Origin of the sequence: Microbacterium maritypicum, from assembly GCF_008868125.1 — a bacterium.
Taxonomy (GTDB): domain Bacteria; phylum Actinomycetota; class Actinomycetes; order Actinomycetales; family Microbacteriaceae; genus Microbacterium; species Microbacterium maritypicum.
In genome coordinates this window covers 221,314-245,361 of record NZ_WAAQ01000001.1, presented here as the reverse complement: position 1 = coordinate 245,361, position 24,048 = coordinate 221,314, and the positions used below count along the sequence as shown (strand labels likewise).

Annotated in this window: 28 protein-coding genes; 13 read left to right on the top strand and 15 right to left on the bottom strand. The window is 70.1% G+C overall.

All coding sequences use genetic code 11. From position 1 onward, the window contains the following. Positions 1 to 46 precede the first annotated feature (46 nt). Complete coding sequence (locus F6W70_RS01190; RefSeq protein ID WP_055866925.1) at positions 47 to 358, top strand: hypothetical protein; 312 nt, start codon at positions 47 to 49, stop codon at positions 356 to 358. Positions 359 to 378: 20 nt separating this feature from the next. Here the strand turns inward: F6W70_RS01190 and F6W70_RS01185 are convergent, their stop codons facing one another. Then, positions 379 to 846: a VOC family protein gene (locus tag F6W70_RS01185; protein ID WP_151485705.1), complete on the bottom strand. Its 468-nt coding sequence runs from the start codon at positions 844 to 846 to the stop codon at positions 379 to 381. A 70-nt stretch (positions 847 to 916) separates the two neighbouring features. Continuing rightward, positions 917 to 1,597, bottom strand: coding sequence for a TrmH family RNA methyltransferase (locus tag F6W70_RS01180; RefSeq protein ID WP_318278770.1), 681 nt, complete (start codon positions 1,595 to 1,597; stop codon positions 917 to 919). Between the two features lie 139 nt (positions 1,598 to 1,736). Between F6W70_RS01180 and F6W70_RS01175 the strand changes: the two genes are divergently transcribed. Then, entirely contained in the window at positions 1,737 to 3,005 is a 1,269-nt protein-coding gene (locus tag F6W70_RS01175) for an Nramp family divalent metal transporter (protein WP_151485704.1), read from the top strand. Between the two features lie 19 nt (positions 3,006 to 3,024). Further along, positions 3,025 to 3,321, top strand: a complete 297-nt coding sequence (locus tag F6W70_RS01170) for a hypothetical protein (RefSeq protein ID WP_017829573.1) — start codon at positions 3,025 to 3,027, stop codon at positions 3,319 to 3,321. Positions 3,322 to 3,348: 27 nt separating this feature from the next. Here F6W70_RS01170 and F6W70_RS01165 read toward each other — a convergent pair whose 3' ends face one another. After that, positions 3,349 to 4,794, bottom strand: coding sequence for a Na+/H+ antiporter NhaC family protein (locus F6W70_RS01165; protein ID WP_151485703.1), 1,446 nt, complete (start codon positions 4,792 to 4,794; stop codon positions 3,349 to 3,351). Positions 4,795 to 4,861: 67 nt separating this feature from the next. Next, the gene (locus tag F6W70_RS01160; RefSeq protein ID WP_151485702.1) at positions 4,862 to 6,475 is read right to left on the bottom strand and encodes an amidohydrolase; all 1,614 of its coding nucleotides are present in this window, start codon (positions 6,473 to 6,475) and stop codon (positions 4,862 to 4,864) included. A gap of 83 nt (positions 6,476 to 6,558) precedes the next feature. Here F6W70_RS01160 and F6W70_RS01155 point away from each other — a divergent pair, with 83 nt between their 5' ends. From F6W70_RS01155 to F6W70_RS17735, 5 genes are read left to right on the top strand one after another with little or no spacing between them, the layout of a single operon-like run. Then, complete coding sequence (locus F6W70_RS01155) at positions 6,559 to 7,215, top strand: TetR/AcrR family transcriptional regulator (protein ID WP_151485701.1); 657 nt, start codon at positions 6,559 to 6,561, stop codon at positions 7,213 to 7,215. Positions 7,216 to 7,224: 9 nt separating this feature from the next. After that, positions 7,225 to 7,857, top strand: a complete 633-nt coding sequence (locus F6W70_RS01150; RefSeq protein WP_141388066.1) for a metal-dependent transcriptional regulator — start codon at positions 7,225 to 7,227, stop codon at positions 7,855 to 7,857. Positions 7,858 to 7,911: 54 nt separating this feature from the next. Beyond that, positions 7,912 to 8,724 (top strand): HAD-IIA family hydrolase, encoded by an 813-nt coding sequence (locus F6W70_RS01145; RefSeq protein WP_021198233.1) that lies wholly within the window; start codon positions 7,912 to 7,914, stop codon positions 8,722 to 8,724. Between the two features lie 3 nt (positions 8,725 to 8,727). Then, positions 8,728 to 9,306 (top strand): YdeI/OmpD-associated family protein, encoded by a 579-nt coding sequence (locus F6W70_RS01140; RefSeq protein WP_055866232.1) that lies wholly within the window; start codon positions 8,728 to 8,730, stop codon positions 9,304 to 9,306. Next, positions 9,303 to 9,470 carry a hypothetical protein gene (locus tag F6W70_RS17735; RefSeq protein ID WP_167497469.1) on the top strand — a complete coding sequence of 56 codons (168 nt, stop codon included), beginning with the start codon at positions 9,303 to 9,305 and terminating at the stop codon, positions 9,468 to 9,470. Before F6W70_RS01140 ends, F6W70_RS17735 begins: the two co-directional genes overlap by 4 nt. A gap of 25 nt (positions 9,471 to 9,495) precedes the next feature. Here F6W70_RS17735 and F6W70_RS01135 read toward each other — a convergent pair whose 3' ends face one another. From F6W70_RS01135 to F6W70_RS01095, 9 genes are all read right to left on the bottom strand, one after another. Continuing rightward, positions 9,496 to 11,124 (bottom strand): ABC transporter ATP-binding protein, encoded by a 1,629-nt coding sequence (locus tag F6W70_RS01135; RefSeq protein WP_151485700.1) that lies wholly within the window; start codon positions 11,122 to 11,124, stop codon positions 9,496 to 9,498. Continuing rightward, complete coding sequence (locus tag F6W70_RS01130) at positions 11,121 to 12,254, bottom strand: serine hydrolase domain-containing protein (protein WP_151485699.1); 1,134 nt, start codon at positions 12,252 to 12,254, stop codon at positions 11,121 to 11,123. The genes F6W70_RS01135 and F6W70_RS01130 overlap by 4 nt, the downstream gene beginning before the upstream one ends. Further along, positions 12,251 to 13,402 carry a mandelate racemase/muconate lactonizing enzyme family protein gene (locus tag F6W70_RS01125; RefSeq protein WP_170287839.1) on the bottom strand — a complete coding sequence of 384 codons (1,152 nt, stop codon included), beginning with the start codon at positions 13,400 to 13,402 and terminating at the stop codon, positions 12,251 to 12,253. Before F6W70_RS01125 ends, F6W70_RS01130 begins: the two co-directional genes overlap by 4 nt. 13 nt (positions 13,403 to 13,415) lie before the next feature. Continuing rightward, positions 13,416 to 13,919, bottom strand: a complete 504-nt coding sequence (locus tag F6W70_RS01120) for a GNAT family N-acetyltransferase (protein WP_170287838.1) — start codon at positions 13,917 to 13,919, stop codon at positions 13,416 to 13,418. Next, complete coding sequence (locus F6W70_RS01115) at positions 13,916 to 15,106, bottom strand: anhydro-N-acetylmuramic acid kinase (RefSeq protein ID WP_151485696.1); 1,191 nt, start codon at positions 15,104 to 15,106, stop codon at positions 13,916 to 13,918. Before F6W70_RS01115 ends, F6W70_RS01120 begins: the two co-directional genes overlap by 4 nt. After that, complete coding sequence (gene murQ / locus F6W70_RS01110; protein ID WP_017829586.1) at positions 15,106 to 16,011, bottom strand: N-acetylmuramic acid 6-phosphate etherase; 906 nt, start codon at positions 16,009 to 16,011, stop codon at positions 15,106 to 15,108. The genes F6W70_RS01115 and murQ overlap by 1 nt, the downstream gene beginning before the upstream one ends. Beyond that, the gene (locus tag F6W70_RS01105) at positions 16,008 to 16,895 is read right to left on the bottom strand and encodes an ABC transporter permease (RefSeq protein WP_017829587.1); all 888 of its coding nucleotides are present in this window, start codon (positions 16,893 to 16,895) and stop codon (positions 16,008 to 16,010) included. The genes murQ and F6W70_RS01105 overlap by 4 nt, the downstream gene beginning before the upstream one ends. Further along, complete coding sequence (locus tag F6W70_RS01100; protein ID WP_017829588.1) at positions 16,892 to 17,863, bottom strand: ABC transporter permease; 972 nt, start codon at positions 17,861 to 17,863, stop codon at positions 16,892 to 16,894. Before F6W70_RS01100 ends, F6W70_RS01105 begins: the two co-directional genes overlap by 4 nt. Positions 17,864 to 17,929: 66 nt before the next feature. Next, positions 17,930 to 19,477 (bottom strand): ABC transporter substrate-binding protein, encoded by a 1,548-nt coding sequence (locus tag F6W70_RS01095; protein WP_017829589.1) that lies wholly within the window; start codon positions 19,475 to 19,477, stop codon positions 17,930 to 17,932. 165 nt (positions 19,478 to 19,642) lie between these two features. On the opposite strand from F6W70_RS01095, the gene F6W70_RS01090 reads away from it, so the two are divergent. From F6W70_RS01090 to F6W70_RS01070, 5 genes are all read left to right on the top strand, one after another. Next, positions 19,643 to 20,545, top strand: a complete 903-nt coding sequence (locus tag F6W70_RS01090; protein WP_017829590.1) for a MurR/RpiR family transcriptional regulator — start codon at positions 19,643 to 19,645, stop codon at positions 20,543 to 20,545. Beyond that, complete coding sequence (locus tag F6W70_RS01085; RefSeq protein WP_151485695.1) at positions 20,542 to 21,690, top strand: MFS transporter; 1,149 nt, start codon at positions 20,542 to 20,544, stop codon at positions 21,688 to 21,690. The genes F6W70_RS01090 and F6W70_RS01085 overlap by 4 nt, the downstream gene beginning before the upstream one ends. 119 nt (positions 21,691 to 21,809) lie before the next feature. Then, positions 21,810 to 22,004 carry a hypothetical protein gene (locus tag F6W70_RS01080; protein WP_151485694.1) on the top strand — a complete coding sequence of 65 codons (195 nt, stop codon included), beginning with the start codon at positions 21,810 to 21,812 and terminating at the stop codon, positions 22,002 to 22,004. Between the two features lie 4 nt (positions 22,005 to 22,008). Further along, positions 22,009 to 22,248, top strand: coding sequence for a hypothetical protein (locus F6W70_RS01075; protein WP_151485693.1), 240 nt, complete (start codon positions 22,009 to 22,011; stop codon positions 22,246 to 22,248). A 4-nt stretch (positions 22,249 to 22,252) separates the two neighbouring features. Further along, on the top strand, positions 22,253 to 22,522 hold the full coding sequence (locus F6W70_RS01070; protein WP_151485692.1) for a hypothetical protein: 270 nt from the start codon (positions 22,253 to 22,255) through the stop codon (positions 22,520 to 22,522). Positions 22,523 to 22,541: 19 nt separating this feature from the next. Here the strand turns inward: F6W70_RS01070 and F6W70_RS01065 are convergent, their stop codons facing one another. Further along, entirely contained in the window at positions 22,542 to 23,444 is a 903-nt protein-coding gene (locus F6W70_RS01065) for an ROK family protein (RefSeq protein ID WP_151485691.1), read from the bottom strand. Next, the gene (pyrE, locus tag F6W70_RS01060) at positions 23,441 to 24,001 is read right to left on the bottom strand and encodes an orotate phosphoribosyltransferase (RefSeq protein ID WP_151485690.1); all 561 of its coding nucleotides are present in this window, start codon (positions 23,999 to 24,001) and stop codon (positions 23,441 to 23,443) included. Before pyrE ends, F6W70_RS01065 begins: the two co-directional genes overlap by 4 nt. Positions 24,002 to 24,048: the final 47 nt, after the last annotated feature.

Sequence of the window (24,048 nt, the reverse complement as noted above, 5' to 3'; positions counted from 1 at the left end):
CTGGCGCCTTCGACGATGATCGGGTGACACTGAAGGGATGCTGGGGATGACGGAACCACAGGTCTGGACACTGATCGGCGTCTTCGCCGCGGGGATGTTCGGCACCATCACGCTGATCTCGACGATGTTCCTTCGCACGATGCAGAACGGGTTCGACGGCGTGCGGACGGAGATGCGGAACGAGTTCGCGAGCGTGCGGACCGAGTTCCGGAACGAGTTCGCGAGCGTACGCACCGAGATGCGGAGCGAGTTCGCGAATGTGCGGACAGAGATCGGAGCGGTGCACGGGCGAATCGATCACCTGGATCGCGACGTCAACGCGATCTACCGTCACCTGTTCGGCATCGACCGCGGGTGACGCCGTGCGACGCTGACCGGTCAGGCGATCTCGAGCTCCGCGATCACGATCTTCTTCATGTGCATCAGGGCCTGGATCTGCTCCGGCCGCTGCTGCAGAAGGTCGAGCCCGGCGGGGATGACCTGCCAGCTCACACCGAACCGGTCCTTGCACCACCCGCACGCCTCCGACTCGGGGACCGCGGACAGCGCCCGCCAGTAGTGGTCGATCTCCGCCTGGTCGGCGCACTCGATCACGAACGAGATCGCCTCGTTGAAGGCGAACTTCGGCCCGCCGTCGATGCAGCCGAACCTCGTGCCGTTCAGGGTGAACTCGCCGTTGATGACCTTCCCGGTCATCCCTTCGAAATGCTCGCTGAGGTTCTCGTCGGGGTAGAGGGTCACGCTGTCGATCGACGAGTTCGGGAACACCGAGACGTAGTAGTCCATCGCCTCCTGCGCACTGTCGACGAACCAGAGATACGGACGGATGGGTGTGACGCCTGCCATGTCGGCCTCCTCGATCGGCACTCACGCTACGCCCGCGGTCACCCCCTGTCGAGAGGGTCTCTGCGCGGGCTCAGCCCGCGTATCTCCGGCACCACTCGTACATGATCACGGCGGCTGCCGCGCTGGCGTTGATCGAACGGGTCGAGCCGTACTGGGTGATCTCGATGTGCGCGGAGGCAGCGGCGAGCGCCTCGTGCGAGAGCCCCGGTCCCTCCTGACCGAACAGCAGCACGCAGCGCTGCAGCAGGTCGGCTCTGTCGACCGGCACCGCACCCTCGACGTTGTCGACTGCGATGATCGGGAGCGCTTCGGAGGCGGCCCAGGCGGCGAACGTCTCGACGTCTTCGTGGTGCACGACGTGCTGGTAGCGGTCGGTGACCATGGCCCCCCGCTTATTCCATCGACGGCGACCGATGATGTGCACGGTGTCGGCGAGGAAGGCGTTGGCGCTGCGCACGATCGACCCGATGTTCATGTCGTGCTGCCAGTTCTCGATCGCGACATGGAACGGATGCCGCTGCGTGTCGAGGTCGGCGACGATCGCCTCCATCCGCCAGTAGCGATAGCGGTCGATCACGTTGCGGGTGTCTCCTGCAGCGAGGAGCTCGGGGTCGTACTGCTCACCGGCCGGCCACGCATCCTCGCCCCCCGGCCAGGGGCCGACGCCGTAGCCGGGCTGGGCGATCGAACCCGTGCTCACCGCGTCCGCGGGAACGTCGGGGGTCGTGCTGTCCGGCGCGGCGTCTTCCATCCCGCCAGGCTATCGCCGCCGCGCACTCCTGCCTGCCCTCGCCCCTGCGAACGCGACCCGAGCAATGAGCGCCCGAGATATTTAGGTGTACCGAAAAATGCGCTACGGTTTCGGTGTGCCTAAAAATTCCTCACTCCCGATGACGGCTCCCGCCGCGCCCGCGGCCCGGGCTCCGCGGAGCCTGTGGCTGCTCGGACCCGCCCTCGTCGCCGGCGTCGCCTACCTCGACCCCGGCAACGTCGCCAGCAACATGACCGCAGGCGCGCAGTACGGCTACCTGCTGGTGTGGGTGGTGCTCGCCGGCAACGTGATGGCGTGGCTGATCCAGTACCTCTCCGCCAAGCTGGGGGTCGTCACCGGGCAGAGCCTTCCCGAAGTGCTGGGCGCACGGCTGAAGCGGCCCTGGGCGCGCCGCGCCTACTGGCTGCAGGCCGAGCTCGTCGCGATGGCCACCGACCTGGCCGAGGTCATCGGCGGCGCGGTCGCCCTCAATCTGCTGTTCGACGTGCCGCTGCTGCTCGGCGGCCTGATCACCGGTGCGGTCTCGATGATCCTGCTCACGGTGCAGAGCCGGCGCGGCGCCCGTCCGTTCGAGTTCGTGATCATCGGGCTCATGGCCATCATCACGATCGGCTTCGTCGCCGGAGTCTTCGTCGCACCACCGGACCCGGCAGGAGTCATCGGCGGGATGGTCCCCCGCTTCCAGGACACCGGTTCGGTCCTGCTGGCCGCGTCCATCCTCGGGGCGACCATCATGCCGCACGCGATCTACGCGCACTCCTCGCTCGCCCGCGACCGTTTCGGTGCGACAACCTCCCACGCCGGCGACGAGGCCGTGCGCACCGAGACCTCGCGCATCCGCCGCCTGCTCACGGCCACCCGCTGGGATGTCTCGATCGCCATGGTGATCGCCGGTTCCGTCAACCTCTGCATCCTCCTGCTCGCGGCAGCGAACCTCGCCGGTGTCGAGGGCACCGACTCGCTGGAGGGGGCCCATGCCGCCCTCGCCGCCGGACTCGGACCGGTCGTGGCGACCTTCTTCGCCGTGGGTCTGCTCGCCTCGGGCCTGGCCTCGACCTCGGTCGGCGCCTACGCCGGGGCGGAGATCATGCACGGCCTGCTGCATGTGCGCATCCCGCTGCTCGTGCGTCGACTGGTGACGCTGATCCCCGCGCTCGTGATCCTCGGCATCGGCTTCGACCCGACGCTCGCCCTGGTCCTCAGCCAGGTGGTGCTGTCGTTCGGCATCCCGTTCGCGCTGATCCCCCTGGTCGTGCTCACCGCGCAGCGACGCACCCTCGGCGCCTGGGTCAACCGACGGTGGACGACGGCGGCGGGGGTCCTCGCCTCTATGCTGCTGATCGCGCTCAACGGCGCCCTGCTCTGGCTGGTGCTGACGGGAGCCTGAGCCCGGATAGGCTCGATGCATGTCTGCCGAGAGCGCCCGCCGCAACGTCCGCATCCTCACCTGGATCGGCTTCGCGACCGGCGTGATCGGCGGCCTGCTGATCGCCTTCCCCACGGTCATCGGCCTCGCCAGCCCCTGGGTGCAGGTCGCGCTCGGCGTCGCCACGCTCGTGATGGCATTCCGTGCGCGCAAGATCGGCATGGCCGAGGTCGAGGGGTTCGACGGCCGACTGTCACTGGCCGCCGCCCTCCTCGGATTCCTCGTCCTGTTCTTCGCCGGTCAGGCCGCCTTCATCATCCTGACGACACTGGGCTGATCCGCGCGAGGATCGGGTCGGCGTGGACTACGCCGTGACGAAGCCCGTGACCAGGTAGAGCACGAACGACAGCCCTGCGGCGATGCCCGCGTACGGCAGGATCGCGAGCATGAGGTTGATCGGCTTGATGCCGATCGACCTCGACGCGAGGATGATGCCGTCGCCGTAGAGGCAGGTGGTGCTGCCCAGCGCCGCTCCCGAGAACACCGCGGCGCCCGCGAGGATCGGGTCGGCGCCGAGCGCGAGCGCCAGCGGCAGGACGACCGGGGTGATCACCGCGGCGAGGTCCCAGAACGATCCGGTGGCGTACGCGTAGATGCCGCACACTGCGAACACGATCGCCGGCAGCAGTGCCGGGGTGAGCACCGGCTCGGTGACCTGGATCACGAACTCCGCGAGCTGCAGGGTGATGTTCATCTCCTGCACCATGAACGCGAGGACCGTGAGGATCATCACGAACAGCATGCTCTCGATACCCTCGAGCGCGGCATCCAGCACCCCGCGGATGCTGAGTCGGCGCTGCACGAGCACGATCACCAGAGTGACGGCGAGAGCCGCGGCCGTGCCGGCCACGACGTTCGCGTTGGTGGCGATCGTCACCCCGACCAGCACGGCCATCGCGATCAGGAAGCCCCAGGGCTGCGGCTTGCGCCCGGTGTCGGCAGAGGTCGCGAGCGCGGTGGCCACCCGCTGCGCGGTCGATCCGTCGGGGTCGTCGGCCTTGATTTCGGCGAGGAGAGCGGCCCCCTCGGCCCGCCGCTCGTCGTCGGTGGTGCCGAGCGGGAAGACGTCGCCGTCTCGCTCCGCTCGGATCGCGTCGCGCTTGATCACGCCGAGCTTCGGCAGCCAGCCGATGCTCATCAGCAGGGCGACGGCGAGTGCCGCCCACCCGAAGAAGATGAACGGGATCGCCTGCAGGTAGGCGCCGAACCCCGTGCCGCCGACCGTGACGCCCTGCGCCTCGAACAGACCGGAGAAGAACAGCGCCCACGTCGAGACGGGGACGAGCACGGCGATGGGTGCGGCCGTCATCTTCATGATCGCGCCGAGCTGGGTGCGGGGTACCCGGTAGCGATCGGTCACGGGCTTCATCGAGGTACCCGTGGTCAGCACGTTCAGGTAGTCGTCGACGAACAGCACGACCGAGAGCAGGAACGTCAGCACGGTCGACTTGCGCCGCGAGGTGACGAATCGCTCCGCCCAGCGTGCGAAGTCGGTGACGATGCCCGACTTCTCGAACAGCATCATCAGGATGCCGAACAGCGCGACGATCAGCAGCAGCCACTGCGCCGTGGCGTTGGAGAGGGCTTTGCCCGTGTACTCGACCCAGACGTCGAAGCCACCCCAGCCACCGAGGATCAGCGCCCCGGCTACGGTGCCGCAGAACAGGGCGAACAGGGTGCGGCGGGTGGCGACCGCGACGATCAGGATCACCACGATGGGCAGGAGCGCGAGTGCGCCGAATTCAGGCATGGGAGTCACCTCAGTGTGAAGGGATGCGGGTGCGAAGAGCGTGCGAGTGGTGCGGTCGAGCCGGGGGTCAGGGCTCGACGCCGCCGACGACCGTCCCCTGTACGGGAAGGTCGGGGAGGTCGTCCGGGGCGACGTGCAGCGGGTTCTCCGCCCACACGGCGTAGTCGGCGCGGAACCCGGGGGCGATGCGGCCGAGGTCGGCATCTCCCTGGGCCAGGGCGGCGCCCACGGTGTAGCCGTGCAGCGCCTGGTAGGGGGTGAGCGCCTGGGCGGGCTCGAACACCGGGGCGTCGGGGTCGCCGGGACGCCGGCGCAGCATCGACCACGCGAGGCCGATGCGGGCGTCGTTCTGCGCGATGGGCCAATCGGATCCGAGGGCGAGGGGTGCTCCGGCCTCCCAGTAGTCGCGCACTCGCCAGGCGCGGGCGGCGCGAATGGGACCCAACCGGTGCGACCAGTCATCCGAGCCGTCGGCCTTGCGCCACTGCATGTGCAGAGGCTGCATGGAGGCGGTGATCCCCGCAGCGGCGATGCGTGCAACGTCGCGGTCGGTCGTCGTCTCGAGGTGCTCGATGCGGTGCGGGGCTCCACCGGCGCTGCGCACACCGGCGGCGAGATAGGCGTCGACGACTTCCCCGACGGCACGATCGCCGATCGCGTGGGTCGCCACCTGGAACCCGGCCTCGGCGTATCGCCGCACGGTGCGGGCGTACGCGGCGGCATCCTTCCAGAACGGCTCCAGGCCCGCCCCTGCGGTATCCGGCTCGTGGAGCCAGGCGGTTCCGGTCTCGACCACGCCGTCGGCGTAGAGCTTGACCACCCCGCCGCGCCACCGGTCGCCGCGCCGGTCGCGCATGGCGAGGTTGGCGACCGTGCGCTCGTCGTCGAAACCGGGTTCGTGGTCGATGGCCGACACGATGCGGATCGGCAGTCCTGGCCCCTGCTCCAGGGCGTCGAGCAGGTCGAGCGTGGCGAAGCCGCCGTCCATGATCGTGCCGCCGGTGAGGCCGGAGTCGCGCAGGCCACGCAGCAGCTCGTGTCCGACGGCGAGGGTCTGATCGCGGGTCAGCGCAGGGGCGCTCAGCCGCACGGGCTCGTAGGCGCCGAGCTCGCGCAGCTCCCCGGTGGGGCGGCCATCGGCATCGACGACCACGCACGACGAGTCCTCGAACGCGCGCGCGCCGGTGATGCCCGCACGCGCGAGTCCCGCACGACTGGCGAGGGCGGTGTGCCCGTCGAACACGATCAGCAGCGCCGGGAGTCCGCGCACCGCGTCTTCGATCGCCGCCGCCGTCATCGGCAGCTCGTGGAACACGTCGTAGTCGAGGTTCCAGCCGCGCACCCACGGGTCGGGGTCCTCGGCGAGCGCGCGATCGGCTTCGGCTCGAAGCGCCGCGAGGAGAGCGGAGCCGGTGGTCAGGCCGCCGAGGTCGATCCCCGCCGTCAGCTCGATGCCCTGAATGGGATGCAGGTGCGCATCGATGAGTCCGGGGGTCACCGCTGCGCCGCCGAGATCGTGGACGACGGTGTGGGGTCCGCGCAGTTCACGCACCAGGTCGTCGTCGCCGACGGCGAGGAAGCGGCCGTCGCGCACGGCGAAGGCTGTGGCGTGCGGGCGGCGCGGGTCCATCGTCACCACGTGCGCGCCGGTGACAATGGTGTCGGCGTCGAAACCGGTCATGGGCTGTACCTTCGTCGTGGTGAATCGTTCGGTATTGAAAGAGTTTCAATAAAATACCAGACGCCTGAGCAGAATCGAGCACGATGACGAAATCTCCGCGCAGAGTCGGTCGCCCGTCGACCCAGGTGCTCACCGAGGAGCGCATCCTGAAGGCCGCGTTCGCGCTCAGCGCTCAGCGCACTCCGCGCCAGTTCACGATGACCGCACTCGCCGAATCGCTGGGTGTCCGCACCTCGGCGCTCTACCACCACTTCGCGAACCGGGACGCCGTGATCCGGGCGATGCGCGGGCAGGTGAGCCGCGCACTCGTCTCCCCCGTGCTCCACGAGATGCCGGTCGAAGACGCGCTTCTCACCTGGGCGCACAGCTACCGTGAGGCCGCGATCGCCGCACCGGAGGCCATGGTCATGCTCGCGACCTCGCCGATCGACGCCGACGAGGGCTCGTTCGCCGACTACGAGCAGATCGCCCGACTGCTCGCCGCCGACAGCTGGCCGACCGACACCATCGTGGACGCCATCGTCGCCCTGGAGTCGTTCATCATCGGCTCCGCACTGGATGCCCTCGCCCCGGCGGACAACATGGCTCCGGGCGCGCTCGCTGCGCAGTTCCCCACCTTCGCCGAGGCCGAGGCCGCCCGCGCGCGGCTCAGCACGGATCCCGCCCGGCGCACGTTCGAGATCGGCGTGCGCGCCCTCATCCACGGACTCACCGCATGGGCACGCGAGAGCACCACGTAGGCTGGTCCGGTGGCATCCCCTGCAGCTGACGACTATCTGAAGACCGTCTACGCGCACACCGAGTGGCAGGACGCACCGATCACTCCCTCGGTGCTCGCCGCGAAGCTCGGCATCGCTCCGTCGTCGGTCACCGAAATGGTGAAGAAGCTCGCCGCCGCCGGACTCGTGTCGCACGTGCCCTACGGTGCGGTGCGACTGACGGAGGCCGGCACGGCCCGCGCCCTCGCCATGGTGCGCCGGCACCGGCTGGTCGAGACCTGGCTGGTACAGGAGTTCGGCTACGGCTGGGACGAGGTGCACGACGAGGCCGAGGTGCTCGAGCACACCATCAGCGACCGGCTGCTCGAGGGCATCGACGCCCGTCTGGGACGCCCCCGCTTCGACCCCCACGGCGATGCGATCCCCGACGCCGACGGCCGCATCGAGCGCGAGCCGTTCGTGCTGCTCGCGGATGCGCCGGTCGGGCACACGGGGCGCGTGCTGCGGGTCGACGACCGCGACCCCGAGCTGCTTCGAGCCCTCGAGCCCCTCGGGCTGACGGTCGCATCGACCGTGACGGTCACGGCATCCGGGGTCGAGATCGACGGCACGGAGACGGCGCTTCCCGACGAGGCGGCACAGGTGGTCTGGCTCAGCGCCTAGCTCCCTCTGCAACACGGTCAGGTGCGCGTCACCCCTGCCCTCTAGGCTGTGCACATGGCACAACGTGATGACATCGAATGCTGGCTCACCGACATGGACGGCGTGCTCGTCCATGAGAACGACGCCATCCCCGGAGCGTCCGAACTGCTCGCCGGATGGGAGAGCGCGGGGATCCCGTACCTGGTGCTCACCAACAACTCGATCTTCACCGCTCGCGACCTGTCGGCACGCCTGCGCATCAGCGGACTGCACGTGCCGGAGGAGCGCATCTGGACCTCGGCGCTCGCGACCGCCGATTTCCTGAAGCAGCAGCTTCCCGGAGGCTCGGCGTTCGTGATCGGAGAGGCCGGCATCCTCACCGCGCTGCACGACGCCGGCTTCATCATGACCGAGACGAACCCCGACTTCGTGGTCGTCGGCGAGACGCGCAACTACTCGTTCGAGGCGATCACCAAGGCGATCCGCCTCATCATCGGCGGCGCGCGCTTCATCGTCACGAACCCGGACGCCACGGGCCCGAGCACCGACGGACCGCTCCCGGCCACTGGCGCGATCGCCGCCCTCATCACGAAGGCCACGGGCAAGGAGCCCTACGTCGTCGGCAAGCCGAACCCGATGATGTTCCGCTCTGCACTGAACAAGATCGGCGCGCACTCGAAGCGCACGGGCATGATCGGCGACCGCATGGACACCGACGTCGTGGCCGGCATCGAGGCGGGCCTGCACACCGTGCTGGTGCTGACCGGCATCAGCGACCAGGCCGAGATCGAGAAGTACCCCTTCCGCCCCGACGAGATCGTGCAGTCGGTGGCCGACCTGCTGCCGCGGATCACCGAGACGATCACGACGGTGAAGACCAAGAAGTAGCCCATGGGCGCACTGGACGACGGCGAGCGGATCAGGGCGGCGGATGCCGCGGCCTGGCGCGCTTGGCTCGCCGAGAACCACGAGCGCACGGGAGGCGTCTGGCTGCTGAGCGTGCGAGGCGCCTCCGACGGCGTCGGCTACGAGGATGCCGTGCGGCACGCCCTCTGCTTCGGTTGGATCGACGGGCCCGTGCGTGTGTTCGACGACGGGACGGACGACCGCGCCTCCGGGCAGTGGTTCTCCCCTCGTCGCCCCGGCAGCGGGTGGGCGGCGACGAACAAGGCGCGCATCGCCGAACTCGAAGCAGCAGGGCTTCTCGCCCCGGCCGGCATCCGCGTGCTCGAGGCGGCGAAGGCGAACGGCTCCTGGACGCTGCTCGACGGACCGGAGGCCGGGATCGAGCCCGACGAGTTCACCGCCGCGCTCGATGCCGTGCCCGTCGCGCGTGCGAACTGGGATGCGTTCCCGAAGTCGATCAAGAAGTTCGGTCTCACGCAGATCGCGATGGCCAAGCGGCCGGAGACGAAGACCGCCCGCATCGCGAAGATCGTGGCGGATGCCGCGGAGGGGAAACGTCCATGAACCAGAACGACCTGCTGTTCCTCGTCGTCTTCCTGATCCTGCTCAGCTCGCTGACGGTGTTCGTCGTGCAGTTCGTGCGCTCGCGCCGCGGACGCGGCGGCTCGGACGACGGCCGCGCCGGCTGGTGGGAAGGCCCCTGGGACGACGACGACCGCAGGCGCTGAGCCTGCGGTCGCCGGAGAACTTCGCTCAGGACGCCAGCGAGGCTCCAGGGATCGCCGCGAGCAGCTCGCGCGTGTAGGGATGCTGCGGGGCGTCGAAGATGCGCTCCGGCGTGCCGCTCTCGACCACGACGCCGCGCTGCATGACGTGCACCTCGTCGGAGATCATCCGCACCACGGCGAGGTCGTGACTGATGAAGAGGTAGCTCAGCCCCAGGCGCTTCTGCAGGTCGGCGAGCAGGTCGAGGATCTGCGCCTGCACCAGCACGTCGAGCGCCGACACCGCCTCGTCGAGCACCACGAGCTCGGGTTCGAGCGCCAGGGCGCGGGCGATCGCGACACGCTGGCGCTGCCCACCCGACAGCTCGTGCGGTAGGCGCTCCGCCATCGCCGCGGGCAGCGCGACCTGCTCCAGCAGCTCGAGCACCCGGGCATGCCGCGACGCCGTGGTGCCGATGCGGTGCACGCGCAGCGGCTCGGCGATCGACTGCTCGACCGTGTAGCGCGGATCGAGCGAGGCGTAGGGGTTCTGGAACACCGGCTGCACGCGACGGCGCAGGGCGAACAGCTCCTTGCGGCGGAGCGTGGTCAGGTCGAGCCCGTCGAACAGGATCGACCCCGACGTGGCGTCTTCGAGTCCGAGCACCATGTTCGCCGTGGTCGACTTGCCTGAGCCCGACTCGCCCACGATCGACACCGTGGTGCCGCGGCGGATCTCGAAGCTCACGCCGTCGACCGCCGTGAACGTCTGCGGCTCCCCGGCCTTGGGGGCGCGGAGGGCGAACTCCTTGCGGAGGTCGCGGATCTCGACGAACGGCGTGCCCGTGGCGGCCTCGCGCTGCGGCAGGACATCGCGGCGCGAGGCGAGGCTGGGCGCCGCAGCGAGCAGCTGCTTGGTGTACTCGTGCTGCGGGGCACCGAGCACCTGCGCCGAGGTGCCCTCCTCGACCACCCGACCGCGGAACATGACGACGATGCGATCTGCGCGCTCGGCGGCGAGGGCCAGGTCGTGCGTGATCAGGAAGACCGCGGTGCCGAGCTCGTCGGTGAGCGTGTCGAGCTGGTCGAGGATGCGGCGCTGCACCGTCACGTCGAGGGCGGAGGTGGGCTCGTCGGCGATCAGCAGGCGCGGCTTGCAGGCGAGGCCCATCGCGATCAGCACGCGCTGGCGCATGCCGCCGGAGAACTCGTGCGGGTACTGGTGGGCGCGCTGCGCGGCATCCGCGATCCCCACCATCTCCAGAAGCTCGACGACTCGGGCCTTGGTGGCGTCGCCGTGCGTGTGGCCGTGCACCTCGAGCGCCTCGCCGATCTGCTCGCCCACGCGCATGAGCGGGTTGAGGTTCGACATCGGGTCCTGCGGCACGAGGCCGATCCCGGCACCGCGGAGCGAGATCATGGCGTTCTCGGGGAGGTCGGTCAGCTCGCGCCCGTCGAAGCGGATGCTGCCGGCCGTGATCACCCCGTTCTCGGGGAGCAGACGGTTGACCGCGGCCGCGGTGGTGGACTTGCCCGACCCCGACTCCCCCACGATCGCGACGGTCTCACCGGCGGCGATGTCGATGTTGACGTCGCTGATCGCGGTGACCAGCTCGGAACCGGTCCGGAAGGCGACGGCGAGGCCGCTGATGCTCAGCACGGGCTCGGTGGTGCTCATGGTGTTCTCGTTCCTTCGTTGTCGTCGGGATCGTTGTCGTCGGGATCGTGGTCGTCGGGATCGTTGTCGTCGGGCACGAGCGCGGGGAGTGCCGTGCGCCAGAGCGCCTCGGTCGGTGCGGGCTCGGCGGCGAAGAGGCGGGTGCTCAGCAGCACCACGGCCGTGCCGGTGCCCGGAAGGAGTCCGAGCGCGCATCCTGTGTAGCCGGGGTGCCAGAGCAGACGGGTCCGCCCACCGGCGACCGCGATCGCATCGCTGCGCCAGCCCAGTGCCTGTCCGGGGTCCGGTCCGTCCCGGAACAGCTCGGCGACGGCATCCGGATCCCACAGCTCAGGGTGCCGCTCGGGCGCGGCCAGCGCAGCACCGAGGGTCAGCAGATCACCGGCGGTGCTGAAGAGTCCGGCGTGACCTGCGACGCCGCCGAGGGCGTGGAAGCAGTTGCCGTCGTTCACGACGCCGGCGATCTCGTCGTCGCGCCAAGCGAACTCCCGCGCGGTCGTGAGGATCGGATAGGGCTCACCCGTGGCCACCATGCGACGCTCGGCGGCATCGCCGACGGCGGAGGAGGCGACGGGCGGGGCGAACGGGCCGTATCCGGTGCGGTCGAGGCCGAGGGGTGCGGTCACGAGCTCGCGGACGGCGGCACCCAGCGGCGCGCCGGTGACGGCCGCGATGATGCGGCCGAGGAGCATGAAGCCGAGGTCGGAGTAGTGGCGGCCTTCGTCCAGGCCGTAGCGCAGCGGGATCGCATCGACCGCGGCGGCGGGGTCGCCGGCGTGCTCACGATCGAGGTAGAGCGGCTGCCATTCCCAGAGTCCTGCGCGGTGCTGCAGGAGGTGGCGCACGGTGGTTCCCGCCGCGCACGCGGTGCCGCGGACGAACCGCTCGACCGGGTCGTCGAAGCCCAGCTCGCCCCGGCTCACGAGTCGCAGGATCGCGGTGGTGGTCGCGGCGACCTTCGACACCGAGGCGATGTCGAACGCAGTCTCTGTGGTCATCGCCGTTCCGGCGAGGTCCACCAGACCGCCGGCGGCGATGTCCCGCCCGGCATCGGTGACGACACCCGCGACCACGCCGCGAGGGGCGGATTCCATGGCGAGCACGGCGCCGACGGCTTCGGCGGCGGTCATGCGCGCACCTCCGCACCGACGGGGAGGTCGAGCAGGACCTCGGGGTGCGCATCCGCGGCGAGGGCGCTGATGCCGAGACCCGCGTCCGCCTCCAGCAGCAGAACGTCTCCGGACGGCACGACGCCGCCGATCACCGGCGACCGCTGCAGCCAGAACGCCGCATCCAGGTCGTGCACGACACCGGGGGCGACGACAGCTGCGAGGTGGGCGGCGGCGCTCACTCCGACATGCGACTCCATCATGCAGCCGATCACGACACCCAGGCCCGCCTCTCGTGCGGCTTCCGCGGCGGCGAGGGCCTCGGCCGGTCCACCCGTCTTGGCGAGCTTGATGTTCACGAGATCGGCGGCTCCGCGCTCGGCGACCCTGCGCACGTCCTGGGCCGTGCGCACCGACTCATCGGCCATGATCGGGGTGTCGACGGCCGCTGTCACGGCGGCGAGAGCATCGAGATCGTGCGCGGCGACGGGCTGCTCGACGAGTTCGATCCCGAGGCCTGCGTCTTCGGCGGCACGGATCACGCGGATCGCGGTCTCGGCGTCCCAGGCCTGGTTCGCGTCGATCCGCAGCGTGACGTCGGGCCCGACCGCGGAACGAACGGCGCGGAGTCCGGCGACCGTGTCGTGCACAGCGGAGGCCTTGAGCTTGAGACACCCGAACCCCGCGGTGACGTACTCCTCGGAAAGCGCTGCCACCGCATCCGGCTCCCCCACGGACAGGGTCATGTCGGTGCGGATGCGCGACGTCCTCGAGGAGTCGTGCACGGCGTGCGCGCGAGACAGGTCGGCCGCGAGCGAGACCCCCTGCTGCTGTGCGGCGAGGTCCGCGACGGCGCACTCGACCGCGCTGCGGGCGGCGGCGTTTCCCCAGATCGACCGCGCGACGGCGACAGCAAGCCCGGGGTCGCCGGCGTCGCGACCGCGTACGGCCTCGGCGAGCGGACCTGCGACGGCGGCGGCGACACTCTGCGGGCTCTCCCCCGTGACGCGCCAGCTCGTGGCGGCCTCACCGTATCCGCGGCGCCCGTCGGCGTCGGTCGCCTCGACGAGCACGACGTCGAGGCGATCGGTGCGGCGCACGGCTGTGATGAACGGCCGCACCAGGGGCGACGGCACCCGGAGCACGCGCAGGCGCATCACCGCGCTCATGGCGATACCCCGCTCATGTCCACTCCCTGCGCATGCGCTGTTCGGGTTCTCCGAACTCCGGCTGCGTGCGGGTGGCTCCATCGGGGTGCCAGCCCTTCGCCTCGTAGAAGCCGATCGACGGCGCGTTGGCCGCGAACACCCACAGCGTCGCGGCCTCGGCCCCGGCCTCCTGCAGGTCAGCGGTCGCCCGTGCCAGCAGCGCGCCGCCGATTCCCCCGCCGTGGGCACGGGGCGAGACGTACAGGGAGTGCACGGCACCGTCGATCCGCCCCTCGCTGCCTGCGGTCGCGGCGTACCGGGTGAGTCCGACGATCCCGCCATCGCGCTCCGCGACGAGCACGACGCCCACCGGATCGGCGAGCACCCGCTGCCACAGCGCCTCGGCGCGCTCGTCGGTCATGGCATCGATCGCCCCATCGGGCAGCACGCCGCGGTAGCTCTCCCGCCAGCAGGCGAGGAACACCTCGATCACCCCGGACAGGTCGTCCGGGGTGGCGGGGCGCACCTGGAGGCTCACGATGCTGCGGCCTCCGTGAGCACGAGGGAGTCGATGGCGGCGACCGGCTCCGGCATCTGCAGAGGACCGACACCCGGGGTGATGGTGCCCAGGATGCGCGACTCGCGCGCACCTGTTCCCCCCGGGACGATCGCGGGAACACCGTGCATCGTGGACCAGCCGATCAGCGCGAGGAGGATCGCCTCCTTGCTGTCGGCGGCCGCGCCCAGCTCGTCGGCCAGCACGACCTCGGTCGCAGGGAGCGCGGCGCGCAGTCCGTCGAGGATCAGCGGGTTGCGGCAGCCGCCGCCCGACACGGCGAGGAAACCGATACCTGCAGCCTCCACATCACGCGCGACCGTGCGGACCGTGAGCTCGGTCAGGGTGCGCACGACATCCGCGACGGCGATCTCGCGACCCTGCGCGGCGAGGTGCTCCTGCACGTAGCCGAGGTGGAAGTGCTCCTTGCCCGTGCTCTTGGGCGGCGTGAGGGCGTAGTACGAGTCCTCCAGCAGCGCGGCCAGCAGCGCCTCGTCGACCTGACCGGTGCGGGCGATCGCGGCGTCGTCGTCATAGCCGAGCGGGTTGAGGCCGTGCTCCACGATGACCGCATCCACCAGCGCGTTCGCGGGGCCGATGTCGTAGGCGACAAGGCCGTCCTGCCGCACCACCGTCATGTTCGAGATGCCGCCCAGGTTCAGGGCCGCCGACACTCCGGCGCGCGAGCGCAGCAGCAGCTCGTCGAGGAACGACACCAGCGGGGCACCGTGCCCGCCGACCGTGATGTCGCGGATGCGGATGTCGGAGACCACGGGGGCACCGACCTTCTCCGCGATCCAGGCGGGCTGCCCGATCTGCAGGGTGCCCAGCGCGTGCGCTCCGTCGACCCAGTGGTACACGGTCTGCCCGTGCGAGCAGACAGCGTCGACACCGCCCACCTCTGCGGCGATGTCGGCGGCGACCTCGGCGAACGCCTGTCCGATGAGGGTGTCGAGCTCGCACACCTCGGCGAGGGTGGTCTGCGCCGGTGGCAGCGCAGCGATCAGCCGCGCCCGCAGCTCGGGCGCGTAGGGCACGCTCGTGGCGGCGAGCACCGTGCCGTGCAGATCCACCCCGTGCGCGGTGAAGCCGCCATTGGTCGTGAAGTCGACGACGGCGGCATCGATCCCGTCGTGCGAGGTGCCGGAGATCAGTCCGAGGACGCGCATCAGTTCTCCTCCAGTGCGGTGCGCAGCCGACCGTCGGCGGCGCCCAGTCGAGCGGTCGCCGCGGCGAGATCCTCACCGCGGCGGATCATGATCGACGCGAGCTTCACGTCGTAGGCGGCGGCCTCCAGCGCAGCCACCGCCGCGTCGCGGTCGACCTCGGCGATGGTCTGCACCATCCGGATCGCACGCTCGCGCAGCTTGTGGTTGGTGGCCTTCACATCCACCATCAGGTTGCCGTAGGCCTTGCCGTTTCGCACCATCGAGATGGTCGAGAACATGTTGAGCACGAGCTTCTGCGCCGTGCCCGATTTGAGGCGGGTCGAACCGGAGAGCACCTCGGGGCCGACCTCGACCTCGATCCCGTGTTCCGCCGCCGCGCTGAGAGCTGTACCGACGTTGCACGAGAGGCCGATGCTGAGCGCTCCGAGCTCGCGCGCGCGGCGGACGGCGGCGATCACATACGGCGTGCGTCCGCTCGAGGCGATGCCGATCACGGTGTCGAGCGGGCCGATGCCCGCCGCGTCGATGGCCGCAGCGCCCGCTTCCGCGTCGTCCTCCGCGCCCTCGACGGGGTTCACGATCGCGCCGGGACCGCCCGCCATGATCGCGAACACCAGCTCCGGCGGAGTGCTGAACGTGGGAGGGCACTCCGAGGCGTCGAGCACGCCGATGCGGCCGGGGGTTCCCGCGCCGACGTAGACCAGGCGTCCGCCCTGCGCCATACGGGCGGCCGTGGCCTCGATCGCCGGAACGATCTCCCCGAGTGCGCGCTGCACGGCGGCCGGCACCGTGGCATCCGCCTCGTTCATGGTCTGCGCGAGCTCCGCCACGCTCATCAGGTCGAGTTCGGCGTAGCGGGGATCGCTGGCCTCCGTCGCCAGTGCGCCGAGGTCCTCCATGGTCATCGCTTTCCTCTGTTCCGGGGGTCGAGGCTGTCGCGCAGGCCATCGCCGAGCAGGTTCAATCCCACGACGAGGAGCACCACGATCACACCGGGCGCGATCATGGTCCACGGGGCGATCGTCACGAGCGTGCGCGCCTCGAAGATCATCGAGCCGAGCGAGGGCGCGGGCGGAGGTGTGCCGAGGCCGAGGAAGCTCAGCGAGGCCTCGGTGAGCACAGCCCAGGACAGCGAGAGCGTCACCTGCACGATGATGATCGACGTGATGTTCGGCAGCACGTGCCGGAACATGGTCGCCATGCGGCTCTGACCCGTGCTCTTGGCGGCCTTGACGTACTCGACCTCGCGCAGCGACAGCACCGGCCCTCGGGTGACGCGGATGAAGATCGGCACGTAGACGATCGCGATGGCCACGGCGATGGTGAACCAGTTGCGTTCGAACACCGAGGCGAGCGACAGCGCGAGCAGCAGCGGAGGGAAGGCGAACAGCACGTTGGTGACCGCGGTGATCGCGCCGTCGGAGAAGCCGCGGTAGAAGCCGGCGATGAGCCCGCACACGGTGCCGACCACGGTGGCGAAGGCCACGGCGACGACCGAGATCAGCGCCGAGTTGGCGACGCCGGCGGCGACGCGGGAGAACACGTCGCGACCGAACTGGTCGGTGCCGAACCAGTGCACGGCCGACGGCGGCTGCAGGCGGGAGGGCGGATCCTGCGCGAGCGGGTCGAACGGCAGCAGCCCGAACGCCGAGACGAGGCTCAGCACGGCGAGCAGTGCGACGATGATGAGTCCCGTGAGCCCGCTGCGGCTGCGCAGCAGGAGACGCACGCGCTCCATGGTGCGCCCGCCGCCGGGGGCGAGGGCCGGGGTCTGAGAGATGTCGGTCATGCGGCACGCACCCGAGGATCGATGACCCGGTACAGCAGGTCGGTGAGCAGGTTGACGATGACGAAGGCGAGCGCGATCACGAGCACGGTGCTCTGCACGAGCGCGTACTCCTTCTGCTGGATGCCCAGCAGCACCTGACGCCCGATGCCGGGGAGCGAGAAGATCTGCTCCACCACCACGGCACCGCCGAGGAGGTAGCCGAACTGCAACCCGGTCATGGTGACGATGGGCACGAGCGCGTTGCCGAGCACGTGGCGCACCTGCAGGCGACGCGGGGGGACGCCCTTCGCCCTGGCGGTGCGGATGAAGTCGTTGGAGCGGATCTCGAGCACGGCCGTGCGGGTGGTGCGCATGATCGGCGCGGCGATGCCGAAGCCGAGCACGATCGAGGGCAGCAGCATCTGCTGGAGGTTCAGCAGCGGGTTCTCGAACAGCGTGGCGTAGGCCTGGCCGTTGGGGTTGAAGCCGAACGACGAGGCGAGGATCGCCAGCAGCGCCGTGCCGAGCAGGAACGCGGGGATCGAGAGACCGGCGAGGCCGACCACCTGTCCGACGCCGTCGCGGAACGAGTCGGGCTTCGAGGCGGAGAGCATTCCGAGCGGGATGCCGATGGCCAGCGCGATCACGATCGAGAAGATCGCGAGCTCGAACGTCACGGGGAGGGCGGCGGCGGTGAGATCGAGCACGCTCGTCTGCGCCCGCGACGAGAAGCCGAGGTTGCCGGTGAAGATGTTGCCCAACCACGAGAAGAACTGCACGAAGAGCGGCTGGTCGAGACCGTAGTACGACTCGAGGGCGGCGCGCTGCGACGGCGTGAGGGCGGCGGCCTCGGTGCCAAGGCCGGAACTGATCTGGTCGCCGGGGATGGCGCGCAGCATCAGGAAGACGAAGATGGCGACGCCGAGGAGCGTGCCGAGGGCTGCGAGGATGCGTCGCAGCACGCTGTTGCGGAGGATCTGTCTGAACATGCGCGTGTGTGGGTGCCTGTCGTCGGGGAGGGAGGGGGCGCGGGGTGGCCGCGCCCCCTCGATCCGCTACTTGATGGAGGTGGTCCGCAGGTACTGCAGCGAGCCGTTCACCATCGGGACGAAGCCGTCGACGTTCGACGCGGTCGCCGTGTAGGTGTAGCTCGTGAACAGCCAGATCCACGCGGCGTTGTCCTCGAGGTTCTCGGAGACCTGCGCGTAGATGTCCTTGCGCTTCTCCGGGTCGGCCGTCTGGCGGCCCTCGGCGAACAGCGCGTCGAGCTCGGGCGAGGAGTAGCCGGCGACCTTGTTCAGGTTGCCCGTGCTGGTGAAGTACCGGCCGTACATGCCGTCGGGGTCGGGACGACCGCCGTTGAGGGCGACAGCGGCGTCGAAGTCGGCCGCGATCCAGCGATCGACGAAGGCACCGGACTCGAGCACCTCGAGGTCGAGCGTGATGTTCGCGTCGGCCAGCTGCGCCTTCAGGTTCTGCGCCTCGTTGACCGAGGTCGCGTACTCGCCCTGGGAGACGATCGTCTTGATGGTGACGCCGTCCTCCTTGCCCGCCTTCTTCAGGTACTCGGCCGCCTTGTCGAGGTCGCGCTCAGGGCACGGGCGTGCGTCGGGGTCGGACTTGTACGCGGGAGACGTGATGGGACCGGTGACCTCGCCCTCGCCGAGGGCTGCGGTGTCGAGCACCTCCTGGCGGTCGATCGCGCACTGGATCGCGAGGCGCACGTTGACGTCGGTGAGGTCGCCGCGCGTGGCGTTCAGCTGCAGCGCGTGGTAGCTCAGCTGCGGGGTCGTGGCGACCTCGACGTTCGCACCTTCGGCGGTCTGCGCGACCAGCGGGTCATCGAACACGGCCAGCTGCACGTTGCCGGACTGCATCGCCGAGACGATCGAGGACTCGTCGGGGATCACGCGGAACTCGACGGTGTCGAGCAGCGCGGTGTCTCCCCAGTAGTCCTCGTTCTTGGCGAGCGTGATCGACTGGCTCGCCTTGCGGTCGTCGAGGATGAAGGGACCGGTGCCGTTCGGGGTGGTGTTCAGCCCCTCTTCGGTGTCGTCCGAGGACAGCATCGCCATGTTGATCACGGCGAGGTTCGCCGGAAGCGCGGCGTCGGGAGCGCTGAGGGTGAGGGTGACGGTGTTCTCGTCGGTGGCCTCGACCGCGGTGACGGAGGCGAGAGAGCTGCGCGACACAGCGGCGGTGGCCTCGGCCGCGATCGCATCGAGCGAGTACTTCACGTCTTCGGATCCGAACGTGCTGCCGTCGGCGAACGTGACGCCTTCCCGCAGGTGGAAGGTCAGGGTGAGGCCGTCTTCCGAGACGTCCCAGGACTCGGCGAGGCCGGGGACCACGTTGAGGTCCTCGTCAAACTCGGTCAGGGTGCCGTACAGGTTCTGCAGCACGTTGACAGCCTGGAACTGGGTCGCCTTCCAGGGGAAGAGCGTGTCTGGGTCGCTGGTGACGCCGATGACGAGGTCGCCGCCTGCAGCACCCGCTGACGGCTGGGGGTCGGATGCGGGTGCGGAACAACCTGTGATCACGAGCGCCAAAGCGACACCCGTGGCAGTGAGAGCGCCGAATGACGCCCGCCGTGCTGTGCTCATTGCTGATTCCTCCTGGCTGGGACGCGTCGCCGTGGCGTCGGGTCAGGCGCTGTTGCCTGCCGCCCCGCGAACATCGTCGGTCTTGGTTGGTACTAAAAGTACACGACAGACACTACTGATGTAACAGAAGTTCCTCTACTGTTATGAACAGCGATCGGAGACCCCATGCCCCATGAAGCCGCCCGCGACGACGCCGGCGCACACCCCGTGCTCGTCCGCATGCGTGCGATCCGCCCCGAACTGCGTCCGAGCGAGCAGCGCATCGCCGACCTGTTCCTCGCCGATCCCGCGGGGACCGCTGGCCTGTCCGTCGCCGAACTCGCCCAGCGCTGCGACACGTCGACCACCTCGGTCGTGCGATTCTGCAAGCGCCTGGGCTACGAGCACGTGCGGGAGCTCCGCAACCACGTGCTGCGCGACGTCGAGCGCGAGACGTTCGACACGGCCGCGCTGCCCGCCGTCTCCGGCGACATCGACCGCAACGACACCCTGGCCGACATCGTCGCGAAGGTCTCGCTCGCCGAGACCCTCTCCCTCGCCGACACCGCCAAGGTGCTCGACACCGAGTCGCTGCGGGCCTCCGTCGACGCCATCACCTCATCGACCAGGGTCGACATCTTCGGTGTGGGCGCGAGCTCCATCGTCGGTCTCGACCTGCAGCGCAAGCTCACCCGCATCGGGCGCACCGCTCTGGACTGGTCGGACCCGCATGCCGCGTGGACGTCGGCGGCGACCCTCGGGCCCGGCAACGTCGCGATCGCGGTGTCGCACACCGGCGCCACCACCGACACGATCGAGTTCCTGCTGCTCGCCCGTCAGGCCGGAGCCACCACCATCGCGATCACGAACCACGCGGGCGCTCCCCTGGCCGATCAAGCCGACATCGTGCTGACGACCGCCGCCCGCGAGACCGGCTTTCGCTCGGGCGCACTGGGCAGCCGGATCGCTCAGCTCATGGTGGTCGACTGCATCTTCATCGGCGTCGCCCAGTCGAACTACGACCGTTCGATGGAGGCGCTGCGCGACACCTTCGCCGCCGTGCACCGCGTGCGTACGGCGGGGGCGTGACCGACGACACCCGACGCGCGCGAGCGGGGCTGTTCACCGCATTCGCGGGCCTCGGGGTCACGGCTGCCTTCGTACCCGCGATCCTCCCCTCCGCCGAGCGCGCAATGACCGCCGACCTCAGCGCCGCCGTGCCCGCACTCTTCGCCGGGCTCCTGGTCGGGGTCCTGGCGTCGGGCCCGCTGCTGACGCGACAGCCGCCGCGCACCGCGCTGATGCTCGGCAGCGCCCTCCAGGCCGCCGCCGTCGTCGTGGTGGCACTCTCCAGCACTCCCGCGGTCTTCATCGTCGCGGCCGCGATCGCCGGGGTCGGGTTCGGACTGGTCGAGGCCTCCGGATCCGTGGCCGCGAAGTCCCTGGCCACCGGCAGCGCGACGGGACTGCTCAGCGCCCTGCTCGGCACGGTCGCCGTCTGCGCGGCCGTCACCCCGCTGCTCGTCGCCGTGGGGTCGCCTGCACGTGCGCTGCTCGGCATCCTGGCGATCGTGCCGCTTCTCACCGTCGCGATCCTCTCCGGAGCGGCAGCCCCTTCCTCCCGCGCCGAGGTTCCCGCGCAGCGCGACGTGCGCGGGCTGCTCGTCCTCCTGCCGTTCGCCGTGGCGCTGCCGCTGTACGTGGGCGTCGAGACCGTGCTGTCCGGTTGGTCGGCGGTGATCCCGGAGCGGATCCTCGCGGTCGATCCCGGCCTCGCCGCACTGGGAACCTCGGCGTTCTGGACGCTCATGGCGATCGGCCGCTTCGGCGCAGCGGGTCTGCGGCGACTGTCCGTATCGCCGATCGTGATCCTCGCCGGCGCCACGAGCGTCGCCGCCCTCCTGATGGCCGCCGCGGGGATGCTGGTGGACTCCGCTCCCGTAGGCGCGCTCGTCGCACTGGCCGCCGTGGTCGTGCTCCTCGCTCCCAGCTACGGCCTCATCCTGGGACTCGCCCTCGACCGCCTCGATCCCGCTCGCAGCGCCGCGGTGACCGGCGCGCTCGTCGCCTGCGGTGCGGTCGGCGGCACGTTCGTGCCGACCATGATCCTGCTGATCGGACGGGACCCGGCATCGAGCACGACCTTCCTGGTGTCCGCTGCTCTGTGCGCGCTCGTGCCGGCGATGGTGCTGGTCGCCGCGCGGTCGCCGCAGCGGACCTCGACGGTGAACTGACACCTCCTCCACACCTCGCACCGCCGACGACCTCTTCACAGATGCTGGAATACCGGCGCGCACACCGGTGAGGGCGGCGTAACGTCGTCGACACACCCATCCGAGCAAGGAGAGTACGCGTGTCCACGGAGGTCCTCGCGATCATCATCAGCGGCTTCGGCGTCGTGGTGACGCTCGGCACGAGCATGTTCGTCGGCGCCGCCCGGATGGTCCGCCGCATCGACGCCGTCGCCGCCGACCTGACTGACCTCAAGATCTCCGTCGCACGACTCGAAGGGCCACCACGGCACCTGCTCACGACGGGACGGGGATGAGACCGTGACCACCGAGACCCTCACCATCGTCATCAGCGCGATCGGCATCGTGCTCACCCTCGGCACCAGCCTGTTCGCCGCGGGGGCCTGGATGGTGCGCCGCATCGACGACCGCATCGACGCTGTCGACGAGAAACTCAGCACCCGCATCGACGCCGTCGCCGCCGACGTGACCGACCTCAAGATCTCCGTGGCGCGGCTCGAAGGACCGCCCCGGCACCTGCTCACCGCGGGAAGGAGATGACGCCGTGACTACCGAAACCCTCACCATCGTCATCAGCGCGATCGGCATCGTGCTCACCCTCGGCACCAGCCTGTTCGCCGCGGGGGCCTGGATGGTGCGCCGCATCGACGACCGCATCGACGCTGTCGACGAGAAACTCAGCACCCGCATCGACGCCGTCGACGAGAAGCTGACCGCCCGCATCGATGCTGTCGCCGCCGACGTGACCGACCTCAAGATCTCCGTGGCGCGGCTCGAAGGACCGCCCCGGCACCTGCTCACCGCGCGCCGCTGAGCAGCGCGCGTGGAAGCGCCTACCGGAGCACGAGGGCGGCGGCGCCGATGAGCGGCCCCTCGTCGCCCAGCCCCGAGCGCACGACCCTGGTTCGGCGCGAGTACTCATGCGCGGCGCTCGCGGTGAGAGCCTGCTGCACGAGGTCGATGTAGTCCGCCGACACCCGTGAGAATCCGCCGCCGATGGCTACCACGTCGAGGTCGACGAGGGTGGCAGCATCTGCGAGAGCCTCGCCCACCTCGCGGGCCGAACGCTCGATCGCCGCCCGTGCGACCGGGTCGCCTGCAGCCGAATCGCGAGCCAGATCCTCGCCGGTCGCTCCTGTCCAGCCCTGCTGCTGCGCCCAGGCGGCACTCGCGGGCCCCGAGGCGATCTCCTCGAGGGTCAGGCCACCGTGACGACGCACCTGACCGAGATGGCCGGCGTTGCCGGTGGCACCGGGGATATAGGCGCCGTTGGCGACGAACCCGCCGCCGACACCGGTGGAGACGACGATCGACAGCGAGGCGCCGGCGCCCTGCGTGGCACCGAGCCACGACTCGGCGAGCGCGAGTGCACCGCCGTCGTGACCGAGCACGGTGGGCACGTCGCGTCCGAGGACGGTGGATGCCGCAGCACGCACGGCCTCTTCGAGGCCGAAGCCGCGGGCGAGGGGCATGTTCACCGGCATGATCGCGCCGGCTGTGCGGTCGATGGGTCCGGCGCTGCCGACTCCCGCTCCGACGAGCTCGGCGTCCGCGCGAAGAGCCGCGAGGGCGTGCTCGACGATGGTGACGACCGAGGCGGTGAGCGACGCGAGCGTGGCTTCGCGACCGGTCGCCTGCCGGCTCCTGCTGCCCTCGACGAGCAGACCGTCCTCCGCGACGAGCGCGGCCTCCATCTTCGTGCCGCCCACATCGACGGCGAGCGCGTAGCGCGTCACTGGGGGTCGAGCCCGAGGTCGTCGAGGTCGAAGGCCGCGCGCCATTCCAGGCCCTCGGCTTCGATCGCGGTCTGTGCGCCGGTCTTGCGGTCGACGATCACGGCGACCGCGACGATCTCGGCGCCTTCCTTGCGCAGGGCTTCGACGGCCTTGAGCGCCGACTGTCCGGTGGTCGAGGTGTCTTCGAGCACCACGACGCGCTTGCCCTTGACGTCTGCGCCTTCGATCTGACGGCCACGCCCGTGGTCCTTGGGCTCCTTGCGCACGACGAAGGCGTCGAGCGGGGTGTCGGTGGCGACCGACGCATGCAGCACCGCGTTCGCGATCGGGTCCGCACCGAGGGTGAGGCCGCCGACCGCCGCGACATCGAGGTCGCCGATCAGGTCGAGCATGATGCGACCGATCGCGGGAGCGGCGCGGTGGTCCAGGGTGAGCTTTCGCATGTCGACGTAGTACGTCGCCTGCTTGCCGCTGGAGAGGGTGAAGTCGCCGTGGAACACCGCCTCCGCCTTGATGAGGTCGAGAAGTGTCTGGCGGTCTGCGTCGAGTGCGGTCACGGCATCCAGTGTAGGAGGCAAGCCGGCGTCGACGGGATCCGAGCCTT

Bases quoted from the DNA above. Each gene is read 5' to 3' on its own strand.
- murQ (WP_017829586.1), bottom strand. From the start codon at position 16,011: ATGACCATGGAGGACCTCGGCGCACTGGCGACGGAGGCCAGCGATCCC.
- F6W70_RS01160 (WP_151485702.1), bottom strand. From the start codon at position 6,475: ATGACCGGTTTCGACGCCGACACCATTGTCACCGGCGCGCACGTGGTG.
- F6W70_RS01180 (WP_318278770.1), bottom strand. From the start codon at position 1,597: ATGGAAGACGCCGCGCCGGACAGCACGACCCCCGACGTTCCCGCGGAC.
- F6W70_RS01095 (WP_017829589.1), bottom strand. From the start codon at position 19,477: ATGAGCACAGCACGGCGGGCGTCATTCGGCGCTCTCACTGCCACGGGT.
- F6W70_RS01145 (WP_021198233.1), top strand. From the start codon at position 7,912: ATGGCACAACGTGATGACATCGAATGCTGGCTCACCGACATGGACGGC.
- F6W70_RS01135 (WP_151485700.1), bottom strand. From the start codon at position 11,124: ATGAGCACCACCGAGCCCGTGCTGAGCATCAGCGGCCTCGCCGTCGCC.
- F6W70_RS01090 (WP_017829590.1), top strand. From the start codon at position 19,643: ATGCCCCATGAAGCCGCCCGCGACGACGCCGGCGCACACCCCGTGCTC.
- F6W70_RS01125 (WP_170287839.1), bottom strand. From the start codon at position 13,402: ATGAGCGCGGTGATGCGCCTGCGCGTGCTCCGGGTGCCGTCGCCCCTG.
- F6W70_RS01165 (WP_151485703.1), bottom strand. From the start codon at position 4,794: ATGCCTGAATTCGGCGCACTCGCGCTCCTGCCCATCGTGGTGATCCTG.
- F6W70_RS01155 (WP_151485701.1), top strand. From the start codon at position 6,559: ATGACGAAATCTCCGCGCAGAGTCGGTCGCCCGTCGACCCAGGTGCTC.
- F6W70_RS01170 (WP_017829573.1), top strand. From the start codon at position 3,025: ATGTCTGCCGAGAGCGCCCGCCGCAACGTCCGCATCCTCACCTGGATC.
- F6W70_RS01105 (WP_017829587.1), bottom strand. From the start codon at position 16,895: ATGACCGACATCTCTCAGACCCCGGCCCTCGCCCCCGGCGGCGGGCGC.
- F6W70_RS01100 (WP_017829588.1), bottom strand. From the start codon at position 17,863: ATGTTCAGACAGATCCTCCGCAACAGCGTGCTGCGACGCATCCTCGCA.
- F6W70_RS01185 (WP_151485705.1), bottom strand. From the start codon at position 846: ATGGCAGGCGTCACACCCATCCGTCCGTATCTCTGGTTCGTCGACAGT.
- F6W70_RS01130 (WP_151485699.1), bottom strand. From the start codon at position 12,254: ATGACCGCCGCCGAAGCCGTCGGCGCCGTGCTCGCCATGGAATCCGCC.
- F6W70_RS01190 (WP_055866925.1), top strand. From the start codon at position 47: ATGACGGAACCACAGGTCTGGACACTGATCGGCGTCTTCGCCGCGGGG.
- F6W70_RS01175 (WP_151485704.1), top strand. From the start codon at position 1,737: ATGACGGCTCCCGCCGCGCCCGCGGCCCGGGCTCCGCGGAGCCTGTGG.
- F6W70_RS17735 (WP_167497469.1), top strand. From the start codon at position 9,303: ATGAACCAGAACGACCTGCTGTTCCTCGTCGTCTTCCTGATCCTGCTC.
- F6W70_RS01115 (WP_151485696.1), bottom strand. From the start codon at position 15,106: ATGCGCGTCCTCGGACTGATCTCCGGCACCTCGCACGACGGGATCGAT.
- F6W70_RS01140 (WP_055866232.1), top strand. From the start codon at position 8,728: ATGGGCGCACTGGACGACGGCGAGCGGATCAGGGCGGCGGATGCCGCG.